21 protein-coding genes and 1 riboswitch are annotated in these 21948 nt (G+C 35.9%); of the genes, 10 read left to right on the top strand and 11 right to left on the bottom strand.

The window, feature by feature from the left end:
• Positions 1-47 precede the first annotated feature (47 nt).
• Positions 48-1319, top strand: a complete 1272-nt coding sequence (locus AACL18_RS06555; protein ID WP_339050119.1) for an MFS transporter — start codon at positions 48-50, stop codon at positions 1317-1319.
• An 11-nt stretch (positions 1320-1330) separates the two neighbouring features.
• On the opposite strand, the gene AACL18_RS06550 is transcribed toward AACL18_RS06555, so the two are convergent.
• Both AACL18_RS06550 and AACL18_RS06545 read right to left on the bottom strand, forming a co-directional pair.
• Positions 1331-1759: a hypothetical protein gene (locus tag AACL18_RS06550; protein ID WP_339050117.1), complete on the bottom strand. Its 429-nt coding sequence runs from the start codon at positions 1757-1759 to the stop codon at positions 1331-1333.
• Positions 1760-1769: 10 nt separating this feature from the next.
• Entirely contained in the window at positions 1770-2699 is a 930-nt protein-coding gene (locus AACL18_RS06545; RefSeq protein WP_339050116.1) for a hypothetical protein, read from the bottom strand.
• A gap of 165 nt (positions 2700-2864) precedes the next feature.
• Here AACL18_RS06545 and AACL18_RS06540 point away from each other — a divergent pair, with 165 nt between their 5' ends.
• From AACL18_RS06540 to AACL18_RS06515, 6 genes are all read left to right on the top strand, one after another.
• A complete protein-coding gene (locus AACL18_RS06540; RefSeq protein ID WP_339050115.1) occupies positions 2865-3368 on the top strand; it encodes a spore coat U domain-containing protein in 504 nt (167 codons plus the stop codon).
• Between the two features lie 127 nt (positions 3369-3495).
• Positions 3496-3981 carry a spore coat U domain-containing protein gene (locus AACL18_RS06535; RefSeq protein WP_339050113.1) on the top strand — a complete coding sequence of 162 codons (486 nt, stop codon included), beginning with the start codon at positions 3496-3498 and terminating at the stop codon, positions 3979-3981.
• A gap of 122 nt (positions 3982-4103) precedes the next feature.
• On the top strand, positions 4104-4823 hold the full coding sequence (locus AACL18_RS06530) for a fimbrial biogenesis chaperone (protein WP_339050110.1): 720 nt from the start codon (positions 4104-4106) through the stop codon (positions 4821-4823).
• The gene (locus AACL18_RS06525) at positions 4786-7224 is read left to right on the top strand and encodes a fimbria/pilus outer membrane usher protein (protein ID WP_339050109.1); all 2439 of its coding nucleotides are present in this window, start codon (positions 4786-4788) and stop codon (positions 7222-7224) included. The genes AACL18_RS06530 and AACL18_RS06525 overlap by 38 nt, the downstream gene beginning before the upstream one ends.
• Positions 7215-7709, top strand: a complete 495-nt coding sequence (locus tag AACL18_RS06520) for a Csu type fimbrial protein (RefSeq protein WP_339050108.1) — start codon at positions 7215-7217, stop codon at positions 7707-7709. The genes AACL18_RS06525 and AACL18_RS06520 overlap by 10 nt, the downstream gene beginning before the upstream one ends.
• Positions 7710-7920: 211 nt before the next feature.
• Complete coding sequence (locus AACL18_RS06515) at positions 7921-8418, top strand: spore coat U domain-containing protein (protein ID WP_339050105.1); 498 nt, start codon at positions 7921-7923, stop codon at positions 8416-8418.
• An 8-nt stretch (positions 8419-8426) separates the two neighbouring features.
• Here AACL18_RS06515 and AACL18_RS06510 read toward each other — a convergent pair whose 3' ends face one another.
• From AACL18_RS06510 to AACL18_RS06500, 3 genes are read right to left on the bottom strand one after another with little or no spacing between them, the layout of a single operon-like run.
• The gene (locus AACL18_RS06510; protein ID WP_339050103.1) at positions 8427-9011 is read right to left on the bottom strand and encodes a phosphoheptose isomerase; all 585 of its coding nucleotides are present in this window, start codon (positions 9009-9011) and stop codon (positions 8427-8429) included.
• 3 nt (positions 9012-9014) lie between these two features.
• The gene (locus AACL18_RS06505; RefSeq protein WP_339050101.1) at positions 9015-9413 is read right to left on the bottom strand and encodes a YraN family protein; all 399 of its coding nucleotides are present in this window, start codon (positions 9411-9413) and stop codon (positions 9015-9017) included.
• Complete coding sequence (locus AACL18_RS06500; RefSeq protein ID WP_339050099.1) at positions 9413-10582, bottom strand: penicillin-binding protein activator; 1170 nt, start codon at positions 10580-10582, stop codon at positions 9413-9415. Before AACL18_RS06500 ends, AACL18_RS06505 begins: the two co-directional genes overlap by 1 nt.
• Before the next feature lie 98 nt (positions 10583-10680).
• On the opposite strand from AACL18_RS06500, the gene AACL18_RS06495 reads away from it, so the two are divergent.
• The gene (locus AACL18_RS06495; protein ID WP_339050098.1) at positions 10681-11241 is read left to right on the top strand and encodes a Smr/MutS family protein; all 561 of its coding nucleotides are present in this window, start codon (positions 10681-10683) and stop codon (positions 11239-11241) included.
• Between the two features lie 131 nt (positions 11242-11372).
• On the opposite strand, the gene uvrD is transcribed toward AACL18_RS06495, so the two are convergent.
• From uvrD to AACL18_RS06470, 5 genes are all read right to left on the bottom strand, one after another.
• Positions 11373-13547, bottom strand: coding sequence for a DNA helicase II (gene uvrD / locus AACL18_RS06490; protein ID WP_339050096.1), 2175 nt, complete (start codon positions 13545-13547; stop codon positions 11373-11375).
• Positions 13548-13684: 137 nt separating this feature from the next.
• Entirely contained in the window at positions 13685-14878 is a 1194-nt protein-coding gene (locus tag AACL18_RS06485) for an aspartyl protease family protein (protein ID WP_339050094.1), read from the bottom strand.
• Positions 14879-14906: 28 nt separating this feature from the next.
• The gene (locus AACL18_RS06480; protein ID WP_339050092.1) at positions 14907-15845 is read right to left on the bottom strand and encodes an ABC transporter substrate-binding protein; all 939 of its coding nucleotides are present in this window, start codon (positions 15843-15845) and stop codon (positions 14907-14909) included.
• Between the two features lie 39 nt (positions 15846-15884).
• Positions 15885-16589, bottom strand: a complete 705-nt coding sequence (locus AACL18_RS06475; RefSeq protein WP_339050090.1) for an ABC transporter permease — start codon at positions 16587-16589, stop codon at positions 15885-15887.
• Positions 16590-16753: 164 nt separating this feature from the next.
• Positions 16754-17482: an ABC transporter ATP-binding protein gene (locus AACL18_RS06470; RefSeq protein ID WP_339050089.1), complete on the bottom strand. Its 729-nt coding sequence runs from the start codon at positions 17480-17482 to the stop codon at positions 16754-16756.
• Positions 17472-17570: riboswitch (TPP riboswitch) on the bottom strand. (Overlaps the previous gene by 11 nt.)
• 216 nt (positions 17571-17786) lie before the next feature.
• Between AACL18_RS06470 and AACL18_RS06465 the strand changes: the two genes are divergently transcribed.
• Positions 17787-18221, top strand: a complete 435-nt coding sequence (locus AACL18_RS06465) for a TlpA disulfide reductase family protein (RefSeq protein ID WP_339050087.1) — start codon at positions 17787-17789, stop codon at positions 18219-18221.
• Position 18222: 1 nt separating this feature from the next.
• On the opposite strand, the gene AACL18_RS06460 is transcribed toward AACL18_RS06465, so the two are convergent.
• Positions 18223-20685, bottom strand: coding sequence for a penicillin-binding protein 1A (locus tag AACL18_RS06460; protein ID WP_339050085.1), 2463 nt, complete (start codon positions 20683-20685; stop codon positions 18223-18225).
• A gap of 260 nt (positions 20686-20945) precedes the next feature.
• On the opposite strand from AACL18_RS06460, the gene pilM reads away from it, so the two are divergent.
• The gene (pilM, locus tag AACL18_RS06455; RefSeq protein WP_339050081.1) at positions 20946-21890 is read left to right on the top strand and encodes a type IV pilus biogenesis protein PilM; all 945 of its coding nucleotides are present in this window, start codon (positions 20946-20948) and stop codon (positions 21888-21890) included.
• Positions 21891-21948: the final 58 nt, after the last annotated feature.

Here is a 21948-nt window from a genome sequence, read left to right as displayed (position 1 = left end):
ATAATGCCATAATGTCGCGCTAAATAAATTTTAAGGTTTAGCACGTCATGTCTATAGAAAAGAAACATTTTACCACTCACCGATTGTATCCTTGGTTAGTCATTGCTCTAGCTGCTGCATTTTTGTTTTATAAATACATTTTACAAGTCTCTCCCAGCATTATGACCGACGACCTGATGCGTGTATTTCAGATACAAGGTACCGGTTTAGGTAATTTAGCTGCGAGTTTTTTTTATTCTTTTTTGATAGCCCAACTTTTTGTGGGTGTTTTACTCGACCGTTATAGTCCACGTTTATTAACTGCAATAGCTATTTTTATATGTGCAGCCGGAATTTATATTTTTTCTAAGGCACATACTTTAAATATAGCGAATTGGGCTAGGGCATTAATGGGGGTTGGAGCGGCTTTTGCCACAGTTAGTTATATGAAGATGACTAGCCTTTGGTTCAAACCCAATCAATTTGCATTTGTTGGTGGCTTGTTAGCTACAGCTGCGATGTTAGGTGCAGTTGCAGGCCAGGTGCCATTGTCCTTTGCGGTTAGTGTTTTGGGTTGGCGGCAGAGTTTGTATATGTGTGCTGTGAGCGGACTTATTTTAGCAGTTTTATTTTACTTAATTGTGCGTGATAACCCGGTAGGAGCAGTCAGCGAAGCTGGAATAAGTGAAAAATTTTCGTTCCATGATGTGTGGATGGTATTGACTAGTAAACAAAACTGGTTAATTACCTTTTATAGTGGATTGGCTTTTTCACCCATCGATAGTTTTGCCGGACTATGGTGTATTCCCTTCCTAAAAGAAACTTATCAGGTTTCGCATACCCAAGCAGCTCTTTTGGCTTCTTTTATTTTTTTAGGTTTAGCTTTTGGTAGTCCATTAATAGGTTTATGGTCGGATCGGATAAACAAACGACGTCCGGTAATGTTGATTAATGCTTTTGTAGCTTTGGTTTGCATCACCTTGATTATCTATATGAGTTTTCCACTTTGGTTGTTGGGAACGTTGTTATTTATTTTTGGTTTTAGCACCGGTGCATTTATGCTAGGTTTTGCATTGGGAAGAGAATTAAATAAAATAACTGTTGCAGCGACAATAATCGCCTTAATAAATACCGGCGATATTATTTTCAGTGCATTAACTCAGCCATTGATAGGGAAGTTATTAGATGGTGATTCGCATGGCAAATTGATATCCGGTGTGCATTACTTTTCAACAATAGAATACCGACATGCATTAAGTATATTACCCATCTACCTTCTATTATCTCTATTTTCGTTATTTTTTATCCGGGAATCGAGCTCACAACAATTAGAGATGTAAATAAAGATTATTTATGGACCAGCTGGGTTAAGTTGCTCGATAACCGTGGTTTTATAGTCAGATTGCATAATCGGTAAATTTCGAAAATCCTGTAGTACCTTCATGCAAGGGATAGATTGGTTTTTACTTTCAGCTATTTTCGCTTCCTGGCTAATGCGTTGATAAACCAAAGAAGCTGCTGCTAGATCAGAAGGATCACTAGATAACTTATTTATGGCTTCGTTTATTCTTGCAGAAAAATCTCCTAAATTTTCACCGCAGGCCTGAGCGATACCAGCTATAGCCCCGGCTTGTCTCGCAAATTCGATAGCTTTGCTTTGGGGGTTGCTCAATGTTGCAGAAGGAGCGTTGGCATTAGTAGGGGGAACATTGGCTAATACACTAGCACTGATACCTAACAGCAGAATAAAAGCTAATATTTTTTTTTGTGTTGTAAGCATATTGTTAGTTCTAGTTAATAGAATAAGGCAGTTCTAAAAAGTGTAGTAATGGACCTTCAGGACTACCTAGTCTGATACTATGGGAAATAGCTTGAGTTTGCAAACATGTCAAGGCCTGATAACAATTACCCTGCTCCTTAGCGCACATAATCAGAGTGCCTTTTTCGATCTTTTGATTACTGTCAAATAGAGTGGTGCCTGGTAAGGGTGGATTATTAGCTTGAAAGCTTACTCGATAAAGACGACTTTTGGATTTTCCTAAATAATGTATTCGAGCGATGATTTCTTGACCTATATAACAACCTTTGTTAAAGCTCACGCCGTGTATCTGCGGGAAGTTCAGTTGATGTGGTGTAAATTGACTACTGGTTTCGGGATAAATAGTAGGAATGCCAGCCATGATATCTAGTAAGTGCCAGTGATCGATATTCTGTTGCTCAAGCGCATCGATAAACCCAATGGGTTCAGAAGTAGGCACTAGCAAAATAATGCGCGGCGTAGGTCCTGGAATAGATAGACTTAGCGTATTATTAAACTCTGTAACTTCATTTTCCTTCGCTATGTATAATTTCTGATCATTTAGTAAACCTTTAAAAAAAGGGCCATAAAGTCCAATTTTTTGCCAATCTTTACTGACATCCGTTAACGTTACTTTTGAAAAAACCGCATATTTTTGTAAGGAAGCTAATAAAAGTGACAACATATTGAGCGGCAATAAAAAGTAGTAGTTATTTTGGTAAAAAAATAAACGAAAACTAGCAATTACGCGTCCTTTGATATCACAATGTGCACCTAATCGACTTTGTTCTGCACTGATTTCCTCTAAATCACAAGTTAATTGGCCTTGTAAGAACTGCTTAGCATCTTTACCACTGGTTCGAATGAGACCAAGATCGATGAGATCGATAGAGTTATTCTCACTCGTTATTTTTTCAAGCATAAAACTTAGCCTTATTCGTTAAATCGGTAAATATTCACTAGAATAAATTAACGATTATAATTTATTCCAAATATTTATATAAGCGACCTAAGCAGGTAAACAGTTAATTCAAATAAAAAACGCATAGAAAAAAACCATAAAAAGCTTTAGGTCTTAGGGGGGGATATGCGTTGCTTCATTAAATTTTCAATCAGTATTTTGTTTTTTTTAGTTTTCCAAGATGTAATAGGTGTAACTATAAATAATACTTTAGGAGTTATGGCGACCGTTGGTGGCGGAGCAAATTGTACATTTGGATCTGTCTCAGATATGAGATTTCCTAATTATTATTCATTCAATTCTAATCCGGATTATGCAACAGGTACAGTGACAATAACCTGTATACCTAACTTAGCCTATGATATAGGGATTGACAGGGGGCAAGGTGCAGGTGCAACAGAAAATCATCGATTACTAACCAAACAAGGTGGAAATCAATTATTAAATTATGGTTTATTCCAAGATGCCGGTCATCAAAATAAGTATGGAACAGTAATAGGCCAAAATACTTTGCATCAAACAGCAACTGGATTTGCCGAAGTGATTACTATTTACGGAGAAATTCCTAGTAATCAAGCGGTGATGGCAGGTACTTATTTAGATCGAGTGACCCTGTTTATAACATTTTAATATAAGTTAAGTGGTTATTTGATTATTTTATAGACCAGGATTAAGTTAATTTAAACTTGATCACTTTAATAAAGCATTATATTCTCTTTATGTGCTATAGGATCTTTATTTGATAAGGAAATCGATTATGTTTAGAGCACAAAATGCTTTTTTTGTATTGTTAATTATATTTTTCAATCCAGTTGCATTTGCTGCGACAGTAACGGCAAATTTACCCGTTAACGCAACAGTGAATGCAACTTGTATCTTTGGTAATATTATTTCAGTAAACTTTGGTAACTATTCGGGAGCTCAAAACGATGCGACGGGTAGCATCGAGGTGACTTGTAATAATGGTACTGCATATACCATTGGCTTAAATGCCGGAACAGGTAGTGGCGCAACTATTACTAACAGGGTTATGACAGGAACACCTTCGGGAACACTTGGCTATAGACTTTTTCAAGATCCAGCGCGCACAATAAATTGGGGAAATACTCCACCCACTGATACAGTAAATTTGACAGGTAATGGAGCGGTTCAATTATCTACAGTCTATGGGCGAATAGCTGCCGGTGCAGTTCCTGCGACAGGTAGTTATAATGACACTGTACTAATAACCGTTACTTACTGACATTATTCTGTTTAAAGTATCCTGACGAACATATAAATGGTACTTATTATGCTAATTGATTTATTAATTAAACGCTTAATAGTTATCTATTTATAAAAAGGATTGTAAGGGATCAATTAAGAATGAAAATAAAGTACTATATTGCTAGTTTTGGTATTCTAGCTGTCTTATTAATTTCAGATGTTAGTGCTAACGTTTTAGAAGTTACGCCAGTTCAGCTTTCTTTATCTCCTACTCAAAGGATAGGCGTGCTTAGAGTTACTAATCGAAGTGATGAAAGTAGTATATTACAATTAAGTTTACTTGACTGGCAACAAAGCCCTAAGTGTAAAGATATTTATAAGATTTCACATGACATCTTGCTTACTCCACCCTTATTTGTCTTACCGGCACATAAAACCCAAATTATTCGTTTTGCTTTAAGACATCCTACATACAATACAGTGCAAAAAACTTATCGAATGCATTTAAAAGAAGTGCAGCCACTAAGACAAAAAAAATTAGGCCAAACCTTGTATTTTTTAATGGATATCTCTCTCCCTTTATTTATACAGCCGTTGCATATGGTTGAGAATGCAGTTTGGTCAATCAAAGTTTTAGATGCACACCATATGAAATTGAATTTATATAATGATGGCAATATTTCTTTATTTTTAAATCAATGGCAATTATTGCCTGATCGGCCGCAAAAACATTTAATGAAAAAACATTCAACTTTTACATATGTTTTACCAGGTTGTTCTTATTCTTGGATAGTTAAAGACGATTCTAATATTAATTATACGGATATTCAGTCAAATATTAATGGACACTATAAAAAATCAGCTTTGCATAGGATCTAAATTTTTATTAATTGTATGTTTTATAATTTTTTCTTTAATCAGCATAGATAGTAACGCAAAGCTAGGAAGAAAATCTTCAATAAAACAAGTACCCAAAGAAAAAGCTAAAATTTCAGTCATTCCCATGTTGCTTGAAATAAAGCTTAATGGGACATTATTGCCGGGCGTAGCTCAGTGTTATAAAGATCCATCTGGCCAAATCTGGGTTGAAGAAAATGATTTACGCCAATGGAAGATGCAATTTACTTATCACTCTCCTTTAAACTATGATCGATATCATTTATATAAACTGGATTGGTATCCTGGTCTTCATTATCAATTAGATCAGTATGCGATGCAGCTAACTTTATCTGCACCCCCAGAATTATTTGTTACCCAAACCTTTGATCCTTATAGTAAACGTTTAGGCGCGTTACGTCCAAAAGATCCTGGCGCCTATCTTAATTATGATGCTGTAGCCTTAAGAAATAATTATCCTGGAATCAATCAAACTAATCTTTCGGCATTAATGGGCTTAGGATTATTTAATCGTTTGGGGGTTGGAACTGCAGATGTGCTCGCATATAACAAATACGCAAATAACATTACGCTTTTAACGAATCAATCCAGTAAATTAGTGCGATTAAATACCACCTGGACATTAGACCAACCAGAAAAAATTGCACGTTGGCGTTTTGGTGATGCGATTACAAGTTCTACGTATTGGAGTGGTGCATCACGTTTTGCCGGTATTCAATACGCGACAAATTTTAATACCCAACCTAATTTAGTGACGTTTCCACTACCTGGATATAAAGGGGAAGCCGCTATTCCCAGTTCCGTAGATGTTTTTGTGAATAGTATTTTAAATCAACAGCAAATAGTTAATAATGGCCCTTATATATTTAATAATATTCCGGTTATTTCTGGAGCGGGTGATGTAAATGTGGTTACACAAGATTTGCTCGGTCGTAGCAAGGTTGTGAGTTTTTCCTATTATGCAAGTCCGCAATTGCTGAAACCCAATTTAGTTGATTTTTCCTATGAAGCCGGATTTGTTCGTGATAATTATGGTGTGAATAGCAATGATTATGGACGTTTTTTAGCTGTAGCAACTTATCAACGTGGCATTACGGACAACTTAACCTTAGGTGGGCATGCCGAACTATTATTTGATCAGCAAACCTTAGGTTTTTCTGCTAATTATTTATTGAATAACTATGGCGTAGCGTCTGTTGCTGTGGCAGGCGGACACAATAATTCAGGTGGTGGAGGTTTGTTAGGTTTAGGTTTTATTCGTCAAGGTCCAAAACTAAGTTATGGTTTTAATACAAGCTTAACTACTTTAAATTATATTCAACTAGGTACACAACCTAATACCTCACCACCGAGTGTCGTGAATCAATTATTTTTAGGTTACAGTTTAGAAAATTATGGATCATTGAGTACCAGTTTTACCATGGTGAATAGCCGCAATTTTAATACCGAGAATGGGATATCCAACATACCGACAGCGCGATTATTGACAGCTACCTATACGCATAATTTATTTAAAAATATTTCTCTAAGTTTGGGTTTTGTGGGAGATTTACGAAACTCACAAACAAATCAAGCATTTCTTACTTTAGTTTTTGCTCCAGATGTTAATTATTACGTTAATAATTCAACCACTTGGCAAAATCATCAAGTACAAGATTTGTTGCAATTTACTAAACCAATTCCATTAGGGACGGGTTACGGTTATAACATTCTGGCTAGCAATAACAGTAATCGTTATGCAGGTGCAGATATGACGGTACAAACTGAAATTGGTGCATATACTGCCCGCTTAGGACAAGGTCGCGGACAAGCCAATTATGAAGTAGATGCGAGCGGCAGTGCTATTTATTTTGCAGGGAATGGTTTTTTAGCACGTAAACTCACGCAAAGTTTTGCTTTAGTGAAGGTTCCTGACTTCCCCAGTGTGGATGTCTATTATGAAAATCAATTAATGGGTAAAACAGATAGAAATGGTAATTTATTAATAACGGAATTATTACCCTATCAAGAAAATACCGTCGAAATAGAGCCCACAACATTACCATTAGATACACAGATTGATGTTACCCATCAAATGGTTGTTCCTTACTTTAATAGTGGAGTTTTAGCAGAATTCTCGATTAAACGTATGCAAGGTATTGATCTGCATTTAAAAACGCCGAATGGTAAATTTGTTCCAGTTGGAGCAGAACTTATTTTAAATAATGAAAATTCTTGTGAAAATTATCCTGTTGGATATGACGGAGAGGTTTATATTCCTGAAATCCAGGGTCATCTTTTAGAGGGCTCGGTACATTGGGAAAATCATGTTTATTATTTTTCAGTACCATTACCTTATATCAGCGATCCAATTATCGAATTAGGAGATGTGCAGTGCTATTAAAAAAAACTAAACGGTATTGGTTGTTGATTATTTTATTTTTCTATAACTTTTATAGTCCTGCTGTTTATGCTACCTGTGCAGGACTTGGCTGTTCATGTTCAGTTGCAACCACAGCAGTCACGTTTGGGACTTATGTCCCTACTGCTCAAAAAACCGCTAATGGCAATGTGGCAGTGACTTGTTCAGCATTAGTTATTTTTACTGTTTCTTATGTAATTAGTATGGCTAAGGGTAATAGTGCAACTTACACACCAAGATTCATGAATCGGTTAGGTGTGCATTTAAATTACAATTTATATACTACTGGGGCATTTACTTCGATTTGGGGTGATGCAACTGGAGGTACGGTGACAGTAAGTGATTCCTATACCTCAATAGGATTGTCAACTACTAGAAATTATACGGTTTTTGGTCGAATCCCTATTTCGCAATTTGTCAATACCGGTACTTATACAGACGCTGTTTTGGTAACAGTCACCTATTAAATCCCTCATACAAGTTTTCTGGATAATAAATCATTCCTCTATTAGGCTTAATAGAGGAAGTGAACTAACAATATTCCAAAAAAGCATAGAAATGGATATTTTTTACACTGATTTCAGTTGAAATGTAATTTTTTTAGTTTCTTCCTTTAATTATACAGTAAATAAATGGATTAATTTTCTGTACTACTGGCTGGACAGAAGGGGGTTAATCATGCGTTGGTTATTTAATTTATGTGTCGGTTCGTTATTGGTGATAAGTACAAGTCCAGGATTTTCGGCAATCGGTGGTGATGATACTTCAATGTTGGTTTCGGTCAATGTCGTAGGTGGGTGTATTATTCGTGCTACACCCTTAGTATTTGGTTTATATAATCCTAATTCATCGATTCCAACTAATTCAACAGCACGTCTCAAGGTGTTATGTACCTTAAATACACCTTATTACGTTACACTTGATCAAGGTGCAAATTATGGAGCGACGACAAGATTACGCAGGATGTCTGGACCAGAGCATTCATCCATTAAATATCTTTTAACTCAAAACCCAACACATACGGTAAATTGGGGTAATGTTGTTGGAGTTGATGCGCATTTTGGAGTGGGTAATGGTCTGAAGCAAAATCTTGTAGTGTATGGGCAGATACCAGCTAAACAAAATGTTGGAATAGGCTCGTATAGAGATGTAGTCAATATAGGAATTATTTTTTAACTACAAAATTAACCAAACAATTGCTTATCGATTAAGTCACATAAGCAATGGATAATTAATAAGTGTGTTTCCTGTATTCGCGCAGTCGATGTACCTTGAACGCGAATTTCAATATCAGTGGAGCTTAATAATCCGGCTAAAGCTCCTCCTTCTTTCCCGGTGAGGGCAATAATTTTTAGATCTCTACTTTGCGCGGCTTCGCAGGCTTTTAATATATTTTCTGAGTTACCGCTGGTTGAAATAATAAATAAAATATCTCCTGCTTGTCCTAAAGCTCTGATTTGTTTAGCAAAAATTTCGCTATAGCTATAGTCATTTGCAATAGAGGTGATCGTTGAAGTATCGGTGGTCAAGGCAATTGCGGGTAAACTGGGACGTTCTGTTTCAAAACGATTGATCATCTCAGAAGCAAAATGTTGTGAATCAGCTGCCGAACCGCCATTGCCACAAACCAAAATTTTATTATTATTCAGGAAACATTCAACAAATAATTGACTGGCTGTCAAAATAATTTCAGGTAGAGTTTCTGCGGCATCGGTTTTTGTGCGTATGCTTTCAGAAAAATGGGTCTTAATTCGTGTTAATAGATTCATAGCTTACCTAGAGAATGCGTTTTTTATCCATTCTACTTGAGCAGAGTCCAGTTTGGAAATACTCCCTATTTTTTGTGGTATAGGTTTAACACCCACAACATCAAAACGACAAGCCATTTGTTCAGATAGTTGTTGGGATAATAAGTAGTATTCTGCAGTTTTAATGATTTTATTCTGTTTAATCAAATTGACTGATTCCAAACTACTGCCAAAGTTGAGATGTTGTCGATAGCGCACTTCTATGAAGATCAGTGTGGATTGATCTTGCATAATCAAATCAATTTCTCCTAAGCGACACGCATAATTACGGGCGATTAGTTTTAGTTTTTGCTTTCGTAAATAATCACAAACTAAGTTTTCGATTTGATTACCTAATTTTTTTGTATTGATTGATATAAACATTAATCGACAGGGACTATATTTCCATTACGAAATTGGGCACAAGGTAATTGGCGAACGATACGATGTTGACTATTTAATGAAAGTATTCCTGTAGTACCTTGTAATGTTTGTCGTGGAGATTGCTTTAGCACTCCTAGCTGTTGAATTATATGGAATGCATCAATGCCTAACGCATAATATTTGCTGTTTCGATTAAAACGTTCAGGAGAAGCTGATTTTAGTTGTTGGTATAGATTAGGTTCTATGCTGTTGTTAGCAAGCGACCAGGGAGCAGCACAGAAAATAACTTGATTCAGATCTTTGTCAAACCGCTGTGCATGATTACCGCTATAAATTGATGCAGTAGCATAAACGGGTATATCACCCGCAAAAAAGAATTTTAGTAAAGGTTTGACTTGACGGCCTATTTGGGGACTACTCGCCAAGAAAATTACATCAAAATCGCTACGTCTATCGTGTGGACGTTTAAAATGTAGAAAATTCCTTATTTGTCTGGTTATATCAGCAGGATTTTCCGACAACGCAAGTTGACCAACAACGTTTCCTCCTAAAGCTTGCCATTGTTGTGCGAATGCTTCACCAATCTGGGATCCCCAATTGCCATTGGCAGTCATAATGAGTGCAGAACGTTTACCACTTTGCCAAGCATGCTGTGTTGCCTGTTGAGCTTCATCGATAGGGGATAAACCAAATTGGTATAACTCAGGGGGTGTACTAATATCAGCATTTAAATAGTTCAGCGCTAAAATCGGTATGCTGGTTTGAAAACTGGCAATGCTTTGTACCTCGGGTTTGAGTAATGGACCGACAATTATTTGCGCATTTTTTGCTATGGCTGCGGTATAGGCCACTTGTATAGAAGATTCAACACTGGTGTCTATTAGTATAATACGCGGCGATGATCCATTTTCTTCAGCGGCGGCTAAAAAACCTTGCTTCACTGACTGGCCAATATTAGCTAAAGGACCTTGTAGCGGTAGAAGCAAAGCAATAGGTTGAATTACATTATTGCTAGGGACTGCTGCAATAGATAGAGCAGAATTTTGACTGTTCGATAGTAGTACTGGACTAGGCACACAGCTAGAATTGCTAGCACAAGCTACAAGACCTAAACTTATCAATAATAAGCCTATGGTTAAAAATAATCGGTTCATTAATGAAAAAGACACACTCTTCTCAGTCAAATTTTAAACGACACTGTTAATAATAGTTTATTCTAATACTTTTACGCAATGCTTCAGAAAATTTTGCTAACCGGTACTCTTTTATGAATAAACCACCTCCGCCCGATAAAGAGGATCTTGAGTTTTTCAAAGAAGCAATGTCAGGTGTAAAACCTACAAAATCATTCCCTGCAAAAGTTAAATCAAAAAAAAATATTTTCGAGCCTGAAAAAACAAAATCAATTAATTTAAAAGATGATAAGCAACAAATCTACCTATCACTTTTTGATCCGACTGAGTTAACAATAGGATCAGAAGATCGACTATTTTTTAGTCGACCAGGATTGCAAAATAAGCGCATTAAACAATTTATACGTGGGGATTTACGTCAATCTGATTATCTTGATTTGCATCAAATGACGGTAGAGAAGGCGCGAAGCACGGTGCTCAATTTTTTGTTACAAAGTCGAGAACACAGTTATAGTTGTGTGAGAATAATTCATGGAAAAGGAAAACTTTTGCAAGGAGGAGCCAAATTAAAGAATTATGTCAATTGTTGGTTGATGCAAATTCCTTGGGTGTTAGCATTTTCTTCCGCTCAACCACGAGATGGTGGCGCAGGAGCATTGTATGTCCTATTACGCCGAATTCGTCACGTAAAATGAATATATACACTCACAGCAATTGGATTTTAGACAAGGCGCCGCGAAAATGAAGCAACCCAGTGTATTCAAGATACATGAGGATTGCGAGGTGAGCAGCAACGCAGGCAAAAATTCAAGTGCGAAAAGTATTTTTATTTTGCGGTTAGTTTGGCATAACTTGCCACCAACCATTTTGTACCTGCTTGATTAAATTTTATTTGTAAACGCGTATGTTCACCACGTCCTTCGGCATCAATCAATGTTCCTTCACCAAACGCTGGATGCGTGACAGTTTGCCCAATGCGTAATCCGGTATCACCTATCACCGAATCACGAGTGGAATTTTTTGACGGTTTTAATGTTTGCGTAGGTCTGATAACTGAGGTCCGCAAACGAACTTCTTCTAGTAACTCTTTGGGAATTTCGGAAATAAATCGAGAGGGTCGATGATGACTTTCGGTGCCATGTAAACGTCTAACTTCAGCATAGCTGAGAAATAATTTGCGCATTGCACGCGTCATACCTACATAACAGAGTCGACGCTCTTCTTCTAGTCGACCTGGTTCTTCATGGGACATATGATGCGGGAACAATCCCTCTTCCATTCCACATAAAAATACCCAGGGAAATTCCAAACCTTTAGCAGAATGTAAAGTCATTAACTGTACACATTCTTGCTGGTCATTGGCTTGATGTTCACCTGCTTCCAATGCAACATGCGCAAGAAAGGCAGATAAAATAGAAACACTACTGTCTTCAGGAACAAATTGTCTAGTAGCATTGATTAATTCTTCAAGATTTTCAATGCGTGCTTGACCACGTTCGCCTTTTTCTTTTTTATAATGACTAAATAAACCACTACTATTTAGAACTTGTTCGGTTTGTTCTGCCAGGGTTAGGTTTTTAGTATCTTCATCTGTTTTGTCGATCAATTGAATAAAAAGAGTTAATGCATTGGCTGCACGTGCAGATAAGGTTTGCGTAGTTAATAAATGTTGAGCGGCTTGCCATAGAGAAATAGCTTGAGAACGTGCTTCCATTCGTAGGGTTTGTAAGGTTTGATCGCCAATACCTCGCGTTGGAGTATTGACGACGCGCTCGAAAGCCGGATCATCATTTCGATTTGCAATTAAACGTAAATACGCTAAGGCGTCTTTGATTTCAGCACGTTCGAAAAAGCGCAATCCACCATAGATGCGATAAGGAATTTGAGCTGAAATTAAAGCTTCTTCAAGTACACGTGATTGTGCGTTAGATCGATACAAAATAGCAATTTCATTCGCTAATACTTCTTTCTTTAATCCTTGTTTTATTTGGTTAACGATAAAACGCGCTTCATCTAAATCGTTAAAAGCACCATAGAGTGATATAAGATCACCTTGACCACCATTGCTCCAAAGCTTTTTACCTAAACGACCATCGTTGTGCGTTATTAAGGTATTGGAAGCGGCTAAAATTACCCCAGTTGAACGATAATTTTGTTCGAGGCGAATCATCTGATTTTCTGGAAAATCACGCGTAAAATCTTGAATATTTTTTACACGAGCGCCACGCCATCCATAAATAGATTGGTCATCATCGCCAACTATCATTAAATAGTTTTTTCCGCTACATAATAATTTTAACCAAGCGTATTGAATGGTGTTAGTGTCTTGAAATTCATCGACTAAAATATATCGAAAACGTTCTTGATAATGGTGTAAAATATCTGGGTTTTTAATAAAAAGTTCATAACTGCGTAAAATTAATTCTGCAAAATCGATGACACCATTTCGAATACAAATCTCTTCATAAGTTTGGTAGATACGAACTAAGGTTTTGGTATAGGGATCATTGGCGTTAGCGACTTGATGAGATCGTATCCCTTCATCTTTTTGTTGATTAATAAACCATTGCACTTTTTTCGGAGCCCATTGCGCTTCATCAAGATTCAAGCTGACCAAAATTCGTTTGATTACACGATATTGATCATCACTATCTAATATTTGAAACGCTTGGGGTAAGCCTGCTGCTTCCCAATGTTGGCGTAATAAGCGATGAGCAAGTCCATGAAATGTACCCACCCACATCATTCGCATAGGAATATCGAGTAAATTTTCTAAACGTTGGCGCATTTCTCCAGCAGCTTTGTTAGTAAAAGTTACGGCAAGAATATTATGCGGGGATATATTTTCCACATTGATTAGCCAGGCAATACGATGGACTAACACGCGTGTTTTTCCGCTACCTGCTCCGGCTAGTACCAACAAATGTGTTAGTGGGGCAGCAACGACCTGTTGTTGTGCCTCATTTAATGATTCTAATAAGGGATGATTAGGATTAGACATAGACGAGGATTGTAACGAAATTTCTAACTTCCTGCATGATTTATTTTTTCAGATGAAAAAGAGGGAGATTGGATTCTTTGGAGCCTAGGTAATACCAAACCTCAATCATTTTTATTTATATTTATTTTCGGATATTGCTAAATTTGTAATTTTATTTTATTTTTATCTCGAAGGATTAATAAGCTTAATTTATTAAATGGCGTAATATTTAATAATTCCCTAATTTTTTTAATGTCTAATTTATTAACATTAATATGATTAATTTGAAGTAAAATATCCCCATTTAATAAATGGTAGCGAGCAATATTATCTGGATTGTTATAACGAAATTCCAGATGATTATTATAATAAGCTAATGAAAAATAACGTAAGAATTTTTTATCATTTTGAGTAAATTTTGCAGCGTTGTAACAAAATTGCATTTTATTAGGGATAAAAATATAATTATCAAAACGTGAAAAAAAATCAAATCCTAATTTGTTTATATTATTTTTAGTTACATGGATTTTGAAGTTTCCTACGCGCATCTGATCAAAAAATAAACAATCAATTAAGTAAGTTTCATTGGTGTTTAATCCACTTGCTGAAGCGCCAACAATATTTTTTTGGTCCAAAGTCAGTTTGCACTTTTTTGAGTTTTCCCAAAAACTCAAAAGCTCATTAGAAATTATAGTATCATCCGCACCAGTATCTACGTTTAAAGATGCAGAATTCCATTGGCCAGATTGGTTTTTATTATTTATTATTAATAAAGGAGATTGAGCGTAAGCATCTTCGTAGGGAACACAATTTTGATAATTAATTTTGAATGGCGCCTGCTTCCATATAGTTATGGTTTTAGCTTTATTATTAATAGCCCAGTTTAATTGACGAAAAACCTCTACACCTAAAATACCATCTATTTTTTGACCAAAAGCTTGACTAAATAATGTTAAATCTAGCCCAATCCACGGATCATGGCCCAAAATAGTATAAGTTCCTATTTCTATTGGTAAAGGACGCCACAATTTAAAATTATTTAATTTATCATTCGTAGTAATTAAACCATCAGTAAGAAATTGATTAAAATAAAGAGGAATATCTTCTTTTGGTGTAGCTAATGTTAAAAGGGATGCGAGCTTATTATCTATTGCTGAATAACTAGCTCCAGTATCTAATAAAAAAGAATAACGTTTATTTTTAATGATAACAGGTAAGACAATTCCATTGGCAGATAATGGGGTTACAAGTATCCGATTAGTATTGTGTTCTAGTTTTTTTGAGGGCTGACAAGCTGAAAGTAGGATTACAATTGCGCCTATTAAACAGCGGTAAATATAGGAAATTTGCATTTAATTTTATTATTAATTTATAATGATATTAGATTAATTTTAACACATAATCTTCACTTACTAATGTGTTATGTATTATCTTTTTTTGCTGTAAAAATAACATAAATTTTTGGTAAGCATTTTTGTTGAAATTAATTGGATAAGGTGCAATATAAGGTAATGTAGCTTGCCAGATCTGATGATTTAACTGATTGTTTAGGGCAGGATGGTTTCTTGCAAATATTAGCCAGCTTTTTTCTGGATTACTCAGTAAGTAGTGTGTTGCTTCACTAAGTGCTGTCAAAAATTTAATAATACGTGGATCAGATAATTTATTTTTATTGGCGACGATAATTAATTCATCATAAGTTGGAATCCTAGCTAGCTCGACTGGAAAGATTTTTACTGCTTGATGAGCAAACTGCATTTCCAAAGGTTCTACGTTGCGCATTACATTAATAACCGCATCGACACGATTGCTTAAAAGTGCTTGTGTCAAATCGTATTGTACATTAATTGTTTGTACGTCACTCATCCGCAAGTGTGCCTTTTCTAATAAGGCATTTAACATTAGCGTTCCTTCAACATGCGATGTATAAGCGATGCGTTTTCCTTTTAGATCGGCAAGCTGATGAATAGGCCCATCTTTTTTTACAATTAAACAATTTAAAGGTTGGTTTATTAATGTGGCAATGCGTATTAAAGGTAAACCTTTTGCAGCTTGTACCACTAATTGCGGTTCATAACTAACGGCCAAATCAGCGTGGCCTGCTGCTACCAGTTTAGTGCCATCATCTGGGTTGCTAGGCGCAATAATATTAACTTGTAATCCTTCGCGGGCGAAGAATCCTTGTTCTTCTGCGACAAAAATGGCTGCATGATCGGGATTAACCAGCCAATCTAGAATCAATGTTAAAGGCTTAGCCGCAACGTTATTGTTAAATAACAAAATGCTTATTAGAAGAATAATTTTTTTTTGTATTTGCATAAATAAATATTTTATTTTTTAAAATTAGGGACCTATTGTTTAAGCCGACTTTAACAAAGTCCAGGGTAAAGCCAGATTAAGTAAAGTATCAACAAGGAAATACAGAAAAATTCCTAGAAAAAATATAATCACTAATACAGCAAACATTAAATCAATTTGCATCTGGGCGTTAGCATTTAACAATAAAAAACCTAAACCTTGATTCGATCCAACCCACTCTCCAATAATGGCTCCTAAAGGAGCCATTGCCGTTGCAAGTCGAATGCCGGAGGCAAGGTTCGGTAACGCCGCTGGAATACGGATTTGATAGAGAACTTGCCAACGATTACTATTCATAATCTCAGCGATGTTTAAATAATTTTCTGGCGTTTGTTTTAAACCATCAAGAAAATTATTGGTGATAGGAAAAAATAACATGAAAGTGGTGGTAATAATCTTAGCTGTTATTCCATAACCAAACCAAAGCACCAATAAGGGAGCAATTGCAAATACTGGTAAAGCTTGGCTGGCCAATAATAAAGGAAGTAAGAAGGCATGCAGTGTACGAAATAAGCACATACTGAGCGCAATAGCTACGCCTAATACAATTCCAAAAAATAAGCCAAAGAGAATTTCAGCTAGCGTCGGTAACGTTTGTGATGTAATCAACCCTGCATGGTTAATTAGGCTGTGTAAAACTTCAAATGGGGTGGGTAATATGTAATTAGGTAGTTGTAAAATACGAATCAAACATTCCCAGATCATAATAAACCAAACTGGGATGCACATTTTATGAAAAAATAAGGGATAAATTTTTAAAAATAACTGTTTGCAAACATTAAGTTTTAAGGGCCATAGAGATATCACGAATTTTTGAAGCTGCGTAATTCTATTGCTGAATTGATTACGCAAAACAATAAATGGCACCATTATTTAAGTTCCTGCAGCATACTTAAAAGTTTGGTTTGCCATTGTAATAATTCAGGATTATTTAATGAGCGAGGTGGTAAGTCAGCAAGATCGCAGTTTATAAAATTTATTTTTGCAGGTTCACCTGACATAATTGCAATGTGATGTCCCAAACGCAATGCTTCTAAGGGGTCATGTGTCACTAATAATACAGTGTGATCTTTTAATGCGTTTGCAGTTAGTTCTTGTAGGTGATAACGAGTTATGGTATCTAAAGCAGAAAAAGGCTCATCCATCAATACGATAGGCCGCTTTTCTAACAGTATGCGTGCTAACATGGCACGTTGTTGCATTCCACCCGACAATTGTGCAGGGTATTTATTTATGGCCTCATTTAAGCCTAGCTGATGTAATAATTCCCGAGCTTGAATATACGGCTTATTGTCTCGTCTTAGGCGGTAGCCTAAGACAACATTATCTAAAATAGTGAGCCAAGGTAACAAAGCATGGGTTTGCGGCATATAAGCTAAGCGACCGGCCAAGCCTTTCTGATCGCAGGTGGCGACAGGGGCTGAGATAGAGTTTAATCCGGCGATAAGCTGTAAAAAACGACTTTTGCCAATGCCGCTTATACCTAATAGACAAGTTGTTTGTCCAGCTGCCAAATAGAAATTTAATTGGTCGAATAGAATTTTATCTTGATAGTGCAAACTTGCGTTACTTACCAATACAGCGGGCGATTTTAACATACACTTTTCCTACGCGGACATGATCCCATCCCGATCAGGTTAGAAGGGTATTTCTCAGCCCAATTATTAGGCACCCCTAAGCGAAAACGCATGGTAACAAGCTCATTAGCAAAATAAAAGGATAAAGACTTAGAAATTTAGATTTAGTGACTTAATTTGACAGTGTTATTTTTGAACTAAGAGTCCTCCTTGAGTTATTTTAAAAATTGAAGTTTAATGGAATTGATCACTGATTTAAAACCAATAAAATTATTAAGTGTTTGTCACAAAATTGATCGACCTCATTTCTACTGCGAGGAATAATATGCGTAAAATTTTTAAATTAGTGCTATTAACCAGCATTTTGTTAAGTGTGTCTAGCGTTGTATGGGGAGCCAGCATAGTAAGAGATCTTAATTTTTCTAATTATAAAGGTAGATGGGTGGTTATTAGTTATTGGGCAACATGGTGTGAATATTGTATGGGCGAAATACCCGAATTAAATGCATTTTATCGAGCGCATGCTGACCAGGTAGCGATGTTCGGATTTAATTATGATGATCCAGGTAATTTACAGCAACATATACAACGAAGTGGCGTTATATTTCCTACATTAGTGGATGATCCGAAAGCTAATTTTGGTATACGAGGGATATCCGGTTTGCCAACCACATTTATTATTGGACCTGACGGTCGATTGAAACATGTATTAGAAGGACCACAAACAAAACGTAGTTTAGAAAGAGCTGTTGGCTTATAAACTAAAAAACCGGTTCATTGTTTGTTGTGTTATCTTGCTTTTCTGCTGGCATTTGAGTATCAGTATTATTGTTATCTATAGGTACTTCCCCAGGACTATCAATCACATTGAATGGGGTTGTATCTTCTTGCGTCGATATTCTTGATAAATCATCTTTACGAAAATATTCTAGGATAGAGCCTGGTGTTCCATCAGGTAATAAATTACCTGTGGTGGGGTCGATATTTGCCGTTACTATATCAGTAGGTTGTGGCATGGTTTTTTCAGCCTGGCCTTTTAATGCGACACGCATGAAATCAATCCACATAGGTAAAGCGGCTTTTGAGCCATATTCTTGAACAGAACTCGGTTGATCGAATCCTATCCAAACAGTTGATACCAAATTACTATTAAATCCTGTAAACCAAGTATCGACATAATCACTTGTTGTACCAGTTTTTCCGGCCAGATCATTCCGATTCAACACCCTTGCCTGTGAACCTGTGCCATAACGAATGACATCTTTTAAAGCAGATGTCATGAGGAAAGCGATGTCAGCAGGAATGACTTGTGGTGCATAAGGACTATCTTTTTCATCTGTTAATGGGGGTTCAATTTCTCCGCGTAAACAAGCTTCACAAGCTATTTTAGGTTCTGCTTTATAGATGATTTGACCTTGTTCATTGGTAATATGATCAATTAAATACGGGGTTATTCGAAAGCCGCCATTAGCAAACACAGCATATGCTCGAGCTAATTCAAGAGGAGTGACTTCACCTGTACCGAGTGCTAAAGTGAGATTGCGCGGTAATTTTTTTGAGTTAAAACCAAATCTTTTTACATACGTTAATACATAGGGAACATCGATAGCTTGTAATAAGCGCACGGATATAAGATTGATGGATTTAACTAGAGCAATACGTAAACGCCTTGGGCCGCTGAAAATATGATTATCATTTTGTGGGCGCCAAGGTTCATCACGACCAGGTATATCAAAAACCAATGGAGCGTCATTAAACACATTGGCTAGGGTATATCCCTTAGCTAGAGCAGCTGCATAAATGAAAGGTTTGAACCCGGATCCGGGTTGTCGTTCTGCTTGAACGACACGATTAAATTTGCTTACATTATAATCAAAACCACCGACTAATGCGCTAATGGCACCTGTTTGTGGATTTAATGCGACTAAAGCACCTTGTACTTTAGGAATTTGCGATAATTCCCAAGTATTATTTGCAGTTAACTCTACACGAATAACATCGCCGACATGAACTTTATTTTTCAAGATGTCAGGTGGAGGATTTAAATTAGTTGCGTCAAGGTGGGGCATGGTCCAGGCTACACCTTGCCAAGGAATGAAAATCATTTGATTATCGACTAAAAGAGCAGTAATAGCTTGATCAGTCACAGAAATAACAATAGCTGCGTCTAAACCATTGATAGAAGCAACGCGATGTAATGCATTCAAAGTATGAGTTACTTTATTTGCATCTAATGGCGCAATATTTTTTTCTGGCTTCCTATATTCGTGTCGTTTATCGTAAGCTAATAAAGTAACCCGTAAGGCTTTATCAGCAGCAATTTGTTGGGCCGAATTGATTGTGGTATAAACATTGTAACCTTTCAAATAAATATCTTCACCAAAACTTTTATACATCATGTCACGTACCATTTCAGCGACATAAGGTGCTTTAATCATTCCTCCGGTATTAGTTTGCGCATGTGTTAACATCGGTGTTGCTATTGCGGATCCATAAACCGCTTTAGAGATATAACCCAATTCATACATACGCATTAAGACATGATCACGACGTTGTTTAGCCGCAATTGGGTTAACTAACGGGTTAATGGCAGAAGGGGCTTTTGGTAAGCCAGCAATAGTTGCCATTTCCGGTAACGTGAGTTGATTAAGTGTTTTATTAAAATAAACTTGCGCAGCAGCGGCAATACCATAAGCACGATTTCCAAGAAAGATTTTATTAAGGTAAAGTTCTAAAATTTGTTCTTTAGTAAATTCTCGTTCGATTTTTAGTGAGAGTAAAATTTCAGTAAATTTTCTTAAAAAAGTTTTTTCCCGAGATAAATAAAAATTACGCGCAACTTGCATTGTAATAGTACTTCCTCCTTGTACTTTACTTCCTGTGAGCAATACTTCACCCGCAGCACGTAATAAACCATAAAAATCAACACCATGATGTTCTAAAAAGCGCTGATCTTCGGTGGCTAAAAAAGCTTTAACCATCAAATTAGGAACTTCATTCAATCTAACAAGATTTCGGTGTAACTCTCCAAATTCAGCGATAGGTTGTCCATCACTGGTGTAAATCCGCATCGGAATGGGAAGTTGTACGGATTTTAATTCCTCAACATCGGGTAATTGTTTATCAAGATAAATATAAAGGAGACTTCCAGCTACTAAAAGCGTGATAAAAAGGCTTAATAGCATGAAAAAAAAATTACGGGAAAAATGATTCGATCGTTTCATAATGAAAACAGTTGATTAGCTGGGTTCTATCATAACTTAAGTGACTTCCCTCTTAAACAAGGGTTTTAATAAAAATAGTGTGTAATGAGGTCTTTGTACACTTTATTTTGATTAAAAGAAAGTAGTAGGGATTTTTTAACATCATGACATTTCAAAAATAATAGCTGCCTGATTATGTATTAAATAATTGACAATTTATCATTTGAATGCATAATGAAAGAAGAATAAGTTTTAAAAATTTCATTAAAAAATAAAAGCGTATGTATTTTTTCAAGGATAGATTTAAAAATACCCATAACACCGATACTGCGATAGGTTTGGATATAGGTAGTCGCACGATTAAATGGGTTTGTTTAGACCGTAATAATGAGCTTAAAGAATATGCTATTCAAACAATTCCTACCCCAATCGGAGTTGAACAGACTAAAGATATTCCACAGATTGCCGCTGTCTTGAAGGAAACATTGCTAGACAAAGATCATATAAGAAATTGTATAGTAAATATTCCCGATATTCTGGTATGTAGTAAATTGGTGAAAATAGACAGCGCTGATTGTCAACATATTGAAGAAATAATTGAATTATTGGTTGAACAATCCATTCCCTATCCTTTATGTAAAATTTATTTTGATTATCAAATTTTTGATCCATTGCCCGAAAATCAAGAACATAAAGTTTTACTAGTAGCTTGTCGTAAAGATCATTTAGATTTTCGGTTAGATATCATTCAACAAGCAAATTTAATTCCCATTGCTGTAGAAGTAGGTTCATTTGCTTTAGAAAGAGCCTGTTGTTATTTTTATCCTGACAAGATAAATGAAAATGTCATTCTCTTAGATCTAGGAGCGAGTCAGTTAACTTTATTGTTTTTTAATGGTTCTCAAACAATGGTTTATTGTGAAAATCTTGCCAATGTCTTTGAATATGAATGTATTTTATTACAAATTAAACAATGTATAAAAAGATATGCTTTAGCGTATCCATATCTTATTTTAAAAGAGCTTTTTCTTATTGGCATAAATATAGCGTTATTAAATTATTTGTTAAATACGCTAGATGGTTTTTTAGAGTTACAGGTACGATTATTAAAATATCCAAATTCTATTAAATGTAGTCCTATAGTAGATAGCGATAAATTAGCGAAAAATTTTTTAAGTTTATTTTTAAGTTATGGGTTAGCTTTAAGAACCAATTTAAATTTTTAAAATAAAATAAGAAATTCGAACGACTGTTAATTAACTTAGGTTGGTTTTAAAATAGGGA

It is taken from the genome of Rickettsiella endosymbiont of Xylota segnis (assembly GCF_964019545.1).
Classification (GTDB): Bacteria; Pseudomonadota; Gammaproteobacteria; order Diplorickettsiales; family Diplorickettsiaceae; genus Aquirickettsiella.
The sequence above is the reverse complement of the archived record's forward strand: the minus strand, read 5'-3'. Positions and strand labels throughout refer to the sequence as shown.

Coding starts and splice junctions, on each gene's coding strand:
- AACL18_RS06555 (WP_339050119.1), top strand. CDS start 48: ATGTCTATAGAAAAGAAACATTTTACCACTCACCGATTGTATCCTTGG.
- AACL18_RS06550 (WP_339050117.1), bottom strand. CDS start 1,759: ATGCTTACAACACAAAAAAAAATATTAGCTTTTATTCTGCTGTTAGGT.
- AACL18_RS06545 (WP_339050116.1), bottom strand. CDS start 2,699: ATGCTTGAAAAAATAACGAGTGAGAATAACTCTATCGATCTCATCGAT.
- AACL18_RS06540 (WP_339050115.1), top strand. CDS start 2,865: ATGCGTTGCTTCATTAAATTTTCAATCAGTATTTTGTTTTTTTTAGTT.
- AACL18_RS06535 (WP_339050113.1), top strand. CDS start 3,496: ATGTTTAGAGCACAAAATGCTTTTTTTGTATTGTTAATTATATTTTTC.
- AACL18_RS06530 (WP_339050110.1), top strand. CDS start 4,104: ATGAAAATAAAGTACTATATTGCTAGTTTTGGTATTCTAGCTGTCTTA.
- AACL18_RS06525 (WP_339050109.1), top strand. CDS start 4,786: ATGGACACTATAAAAAATCAGCTTTGCATAGGATCTAAATTTTTATTA.
- AACL18_RS06515 (WP_339050105.1), top strand. CDS start 7,921: ATGCGTTGGTTATTTAATTTATGTGTCGGTTCGTTATTGGTGATAAGT.
- AACL18_RS06510 (WP_339050103.1), bottom strand. CDS start 9,011: ATGAATCTATTAACACGAATTAAGACCCATTTTTCTGAAAGCATACGC.
- AACL18_RS06505 (WP_339050101.1), bottom strand. CDS start 9,413: ATGTTTATATCAATCAATACAAAAAAATTAGGTAATCAAATCGAAAAC.
- AACL18_RS06495 (WP_339050098.1), top strand. CDS start 10,681: ATGAATAAACCACCTCCGCCCGATAAAGAGGATCTTGAGTTTTTCAAA.
- uvrD (WP_339050096.1), bottom strand. CDS start 13,547: ATGTCTAATCCTAATCATCCCTTATTAGAATCATTAAATGAGGCACAA.
- AACL18_RS06485 (WP_339050094.1), bottom strand. CDS start 14,878: ATGCAAATTTCCTATATTTACCGCTGTTTAATAGGCGCAATTGTAATC.
- AACL18_RS06480 (WP_339050092.1), bottom strand. CDS start 15,845: ATGCAAATACAAAAAAAAATTATTCTTCTAATAAGCATTTTGTTATTT.
- AACL18_RS06475 (WP_339050090.1), bottom strand. CDS start 16,589: ATGATCTGGGAATGTTTGATTCGTATTTTACAACTACCTAATTACATA.
- AACL18_RS06470 (WP_339050089.1), bottom strand. CDS start 17,482: ATGTTAAAATCGCCCGCTGTATTGGTAAGTAACGCAAGTTTGCACTAT.
- AACL18_RS06465 (WP_339050087.1), top strand. CDS start 17,787: ATGCGTAAAATTTTTAAATTAGTGCTATTAACCAGCATTTTGTTAAGT.
- AACL18_RS06460 (WP_339050085.1), bottom strand. CDS start 20,685: ATGAAACGATCGAATCATTTTTCCCGTAATTTTTTTTTCATGCTATTA.
- pilM (WP_339050081.1), top strand. CDS start 20,946: ATGTATTTTTTCAAGGATAGATTTAAAAATACCCATAACACCGATACT.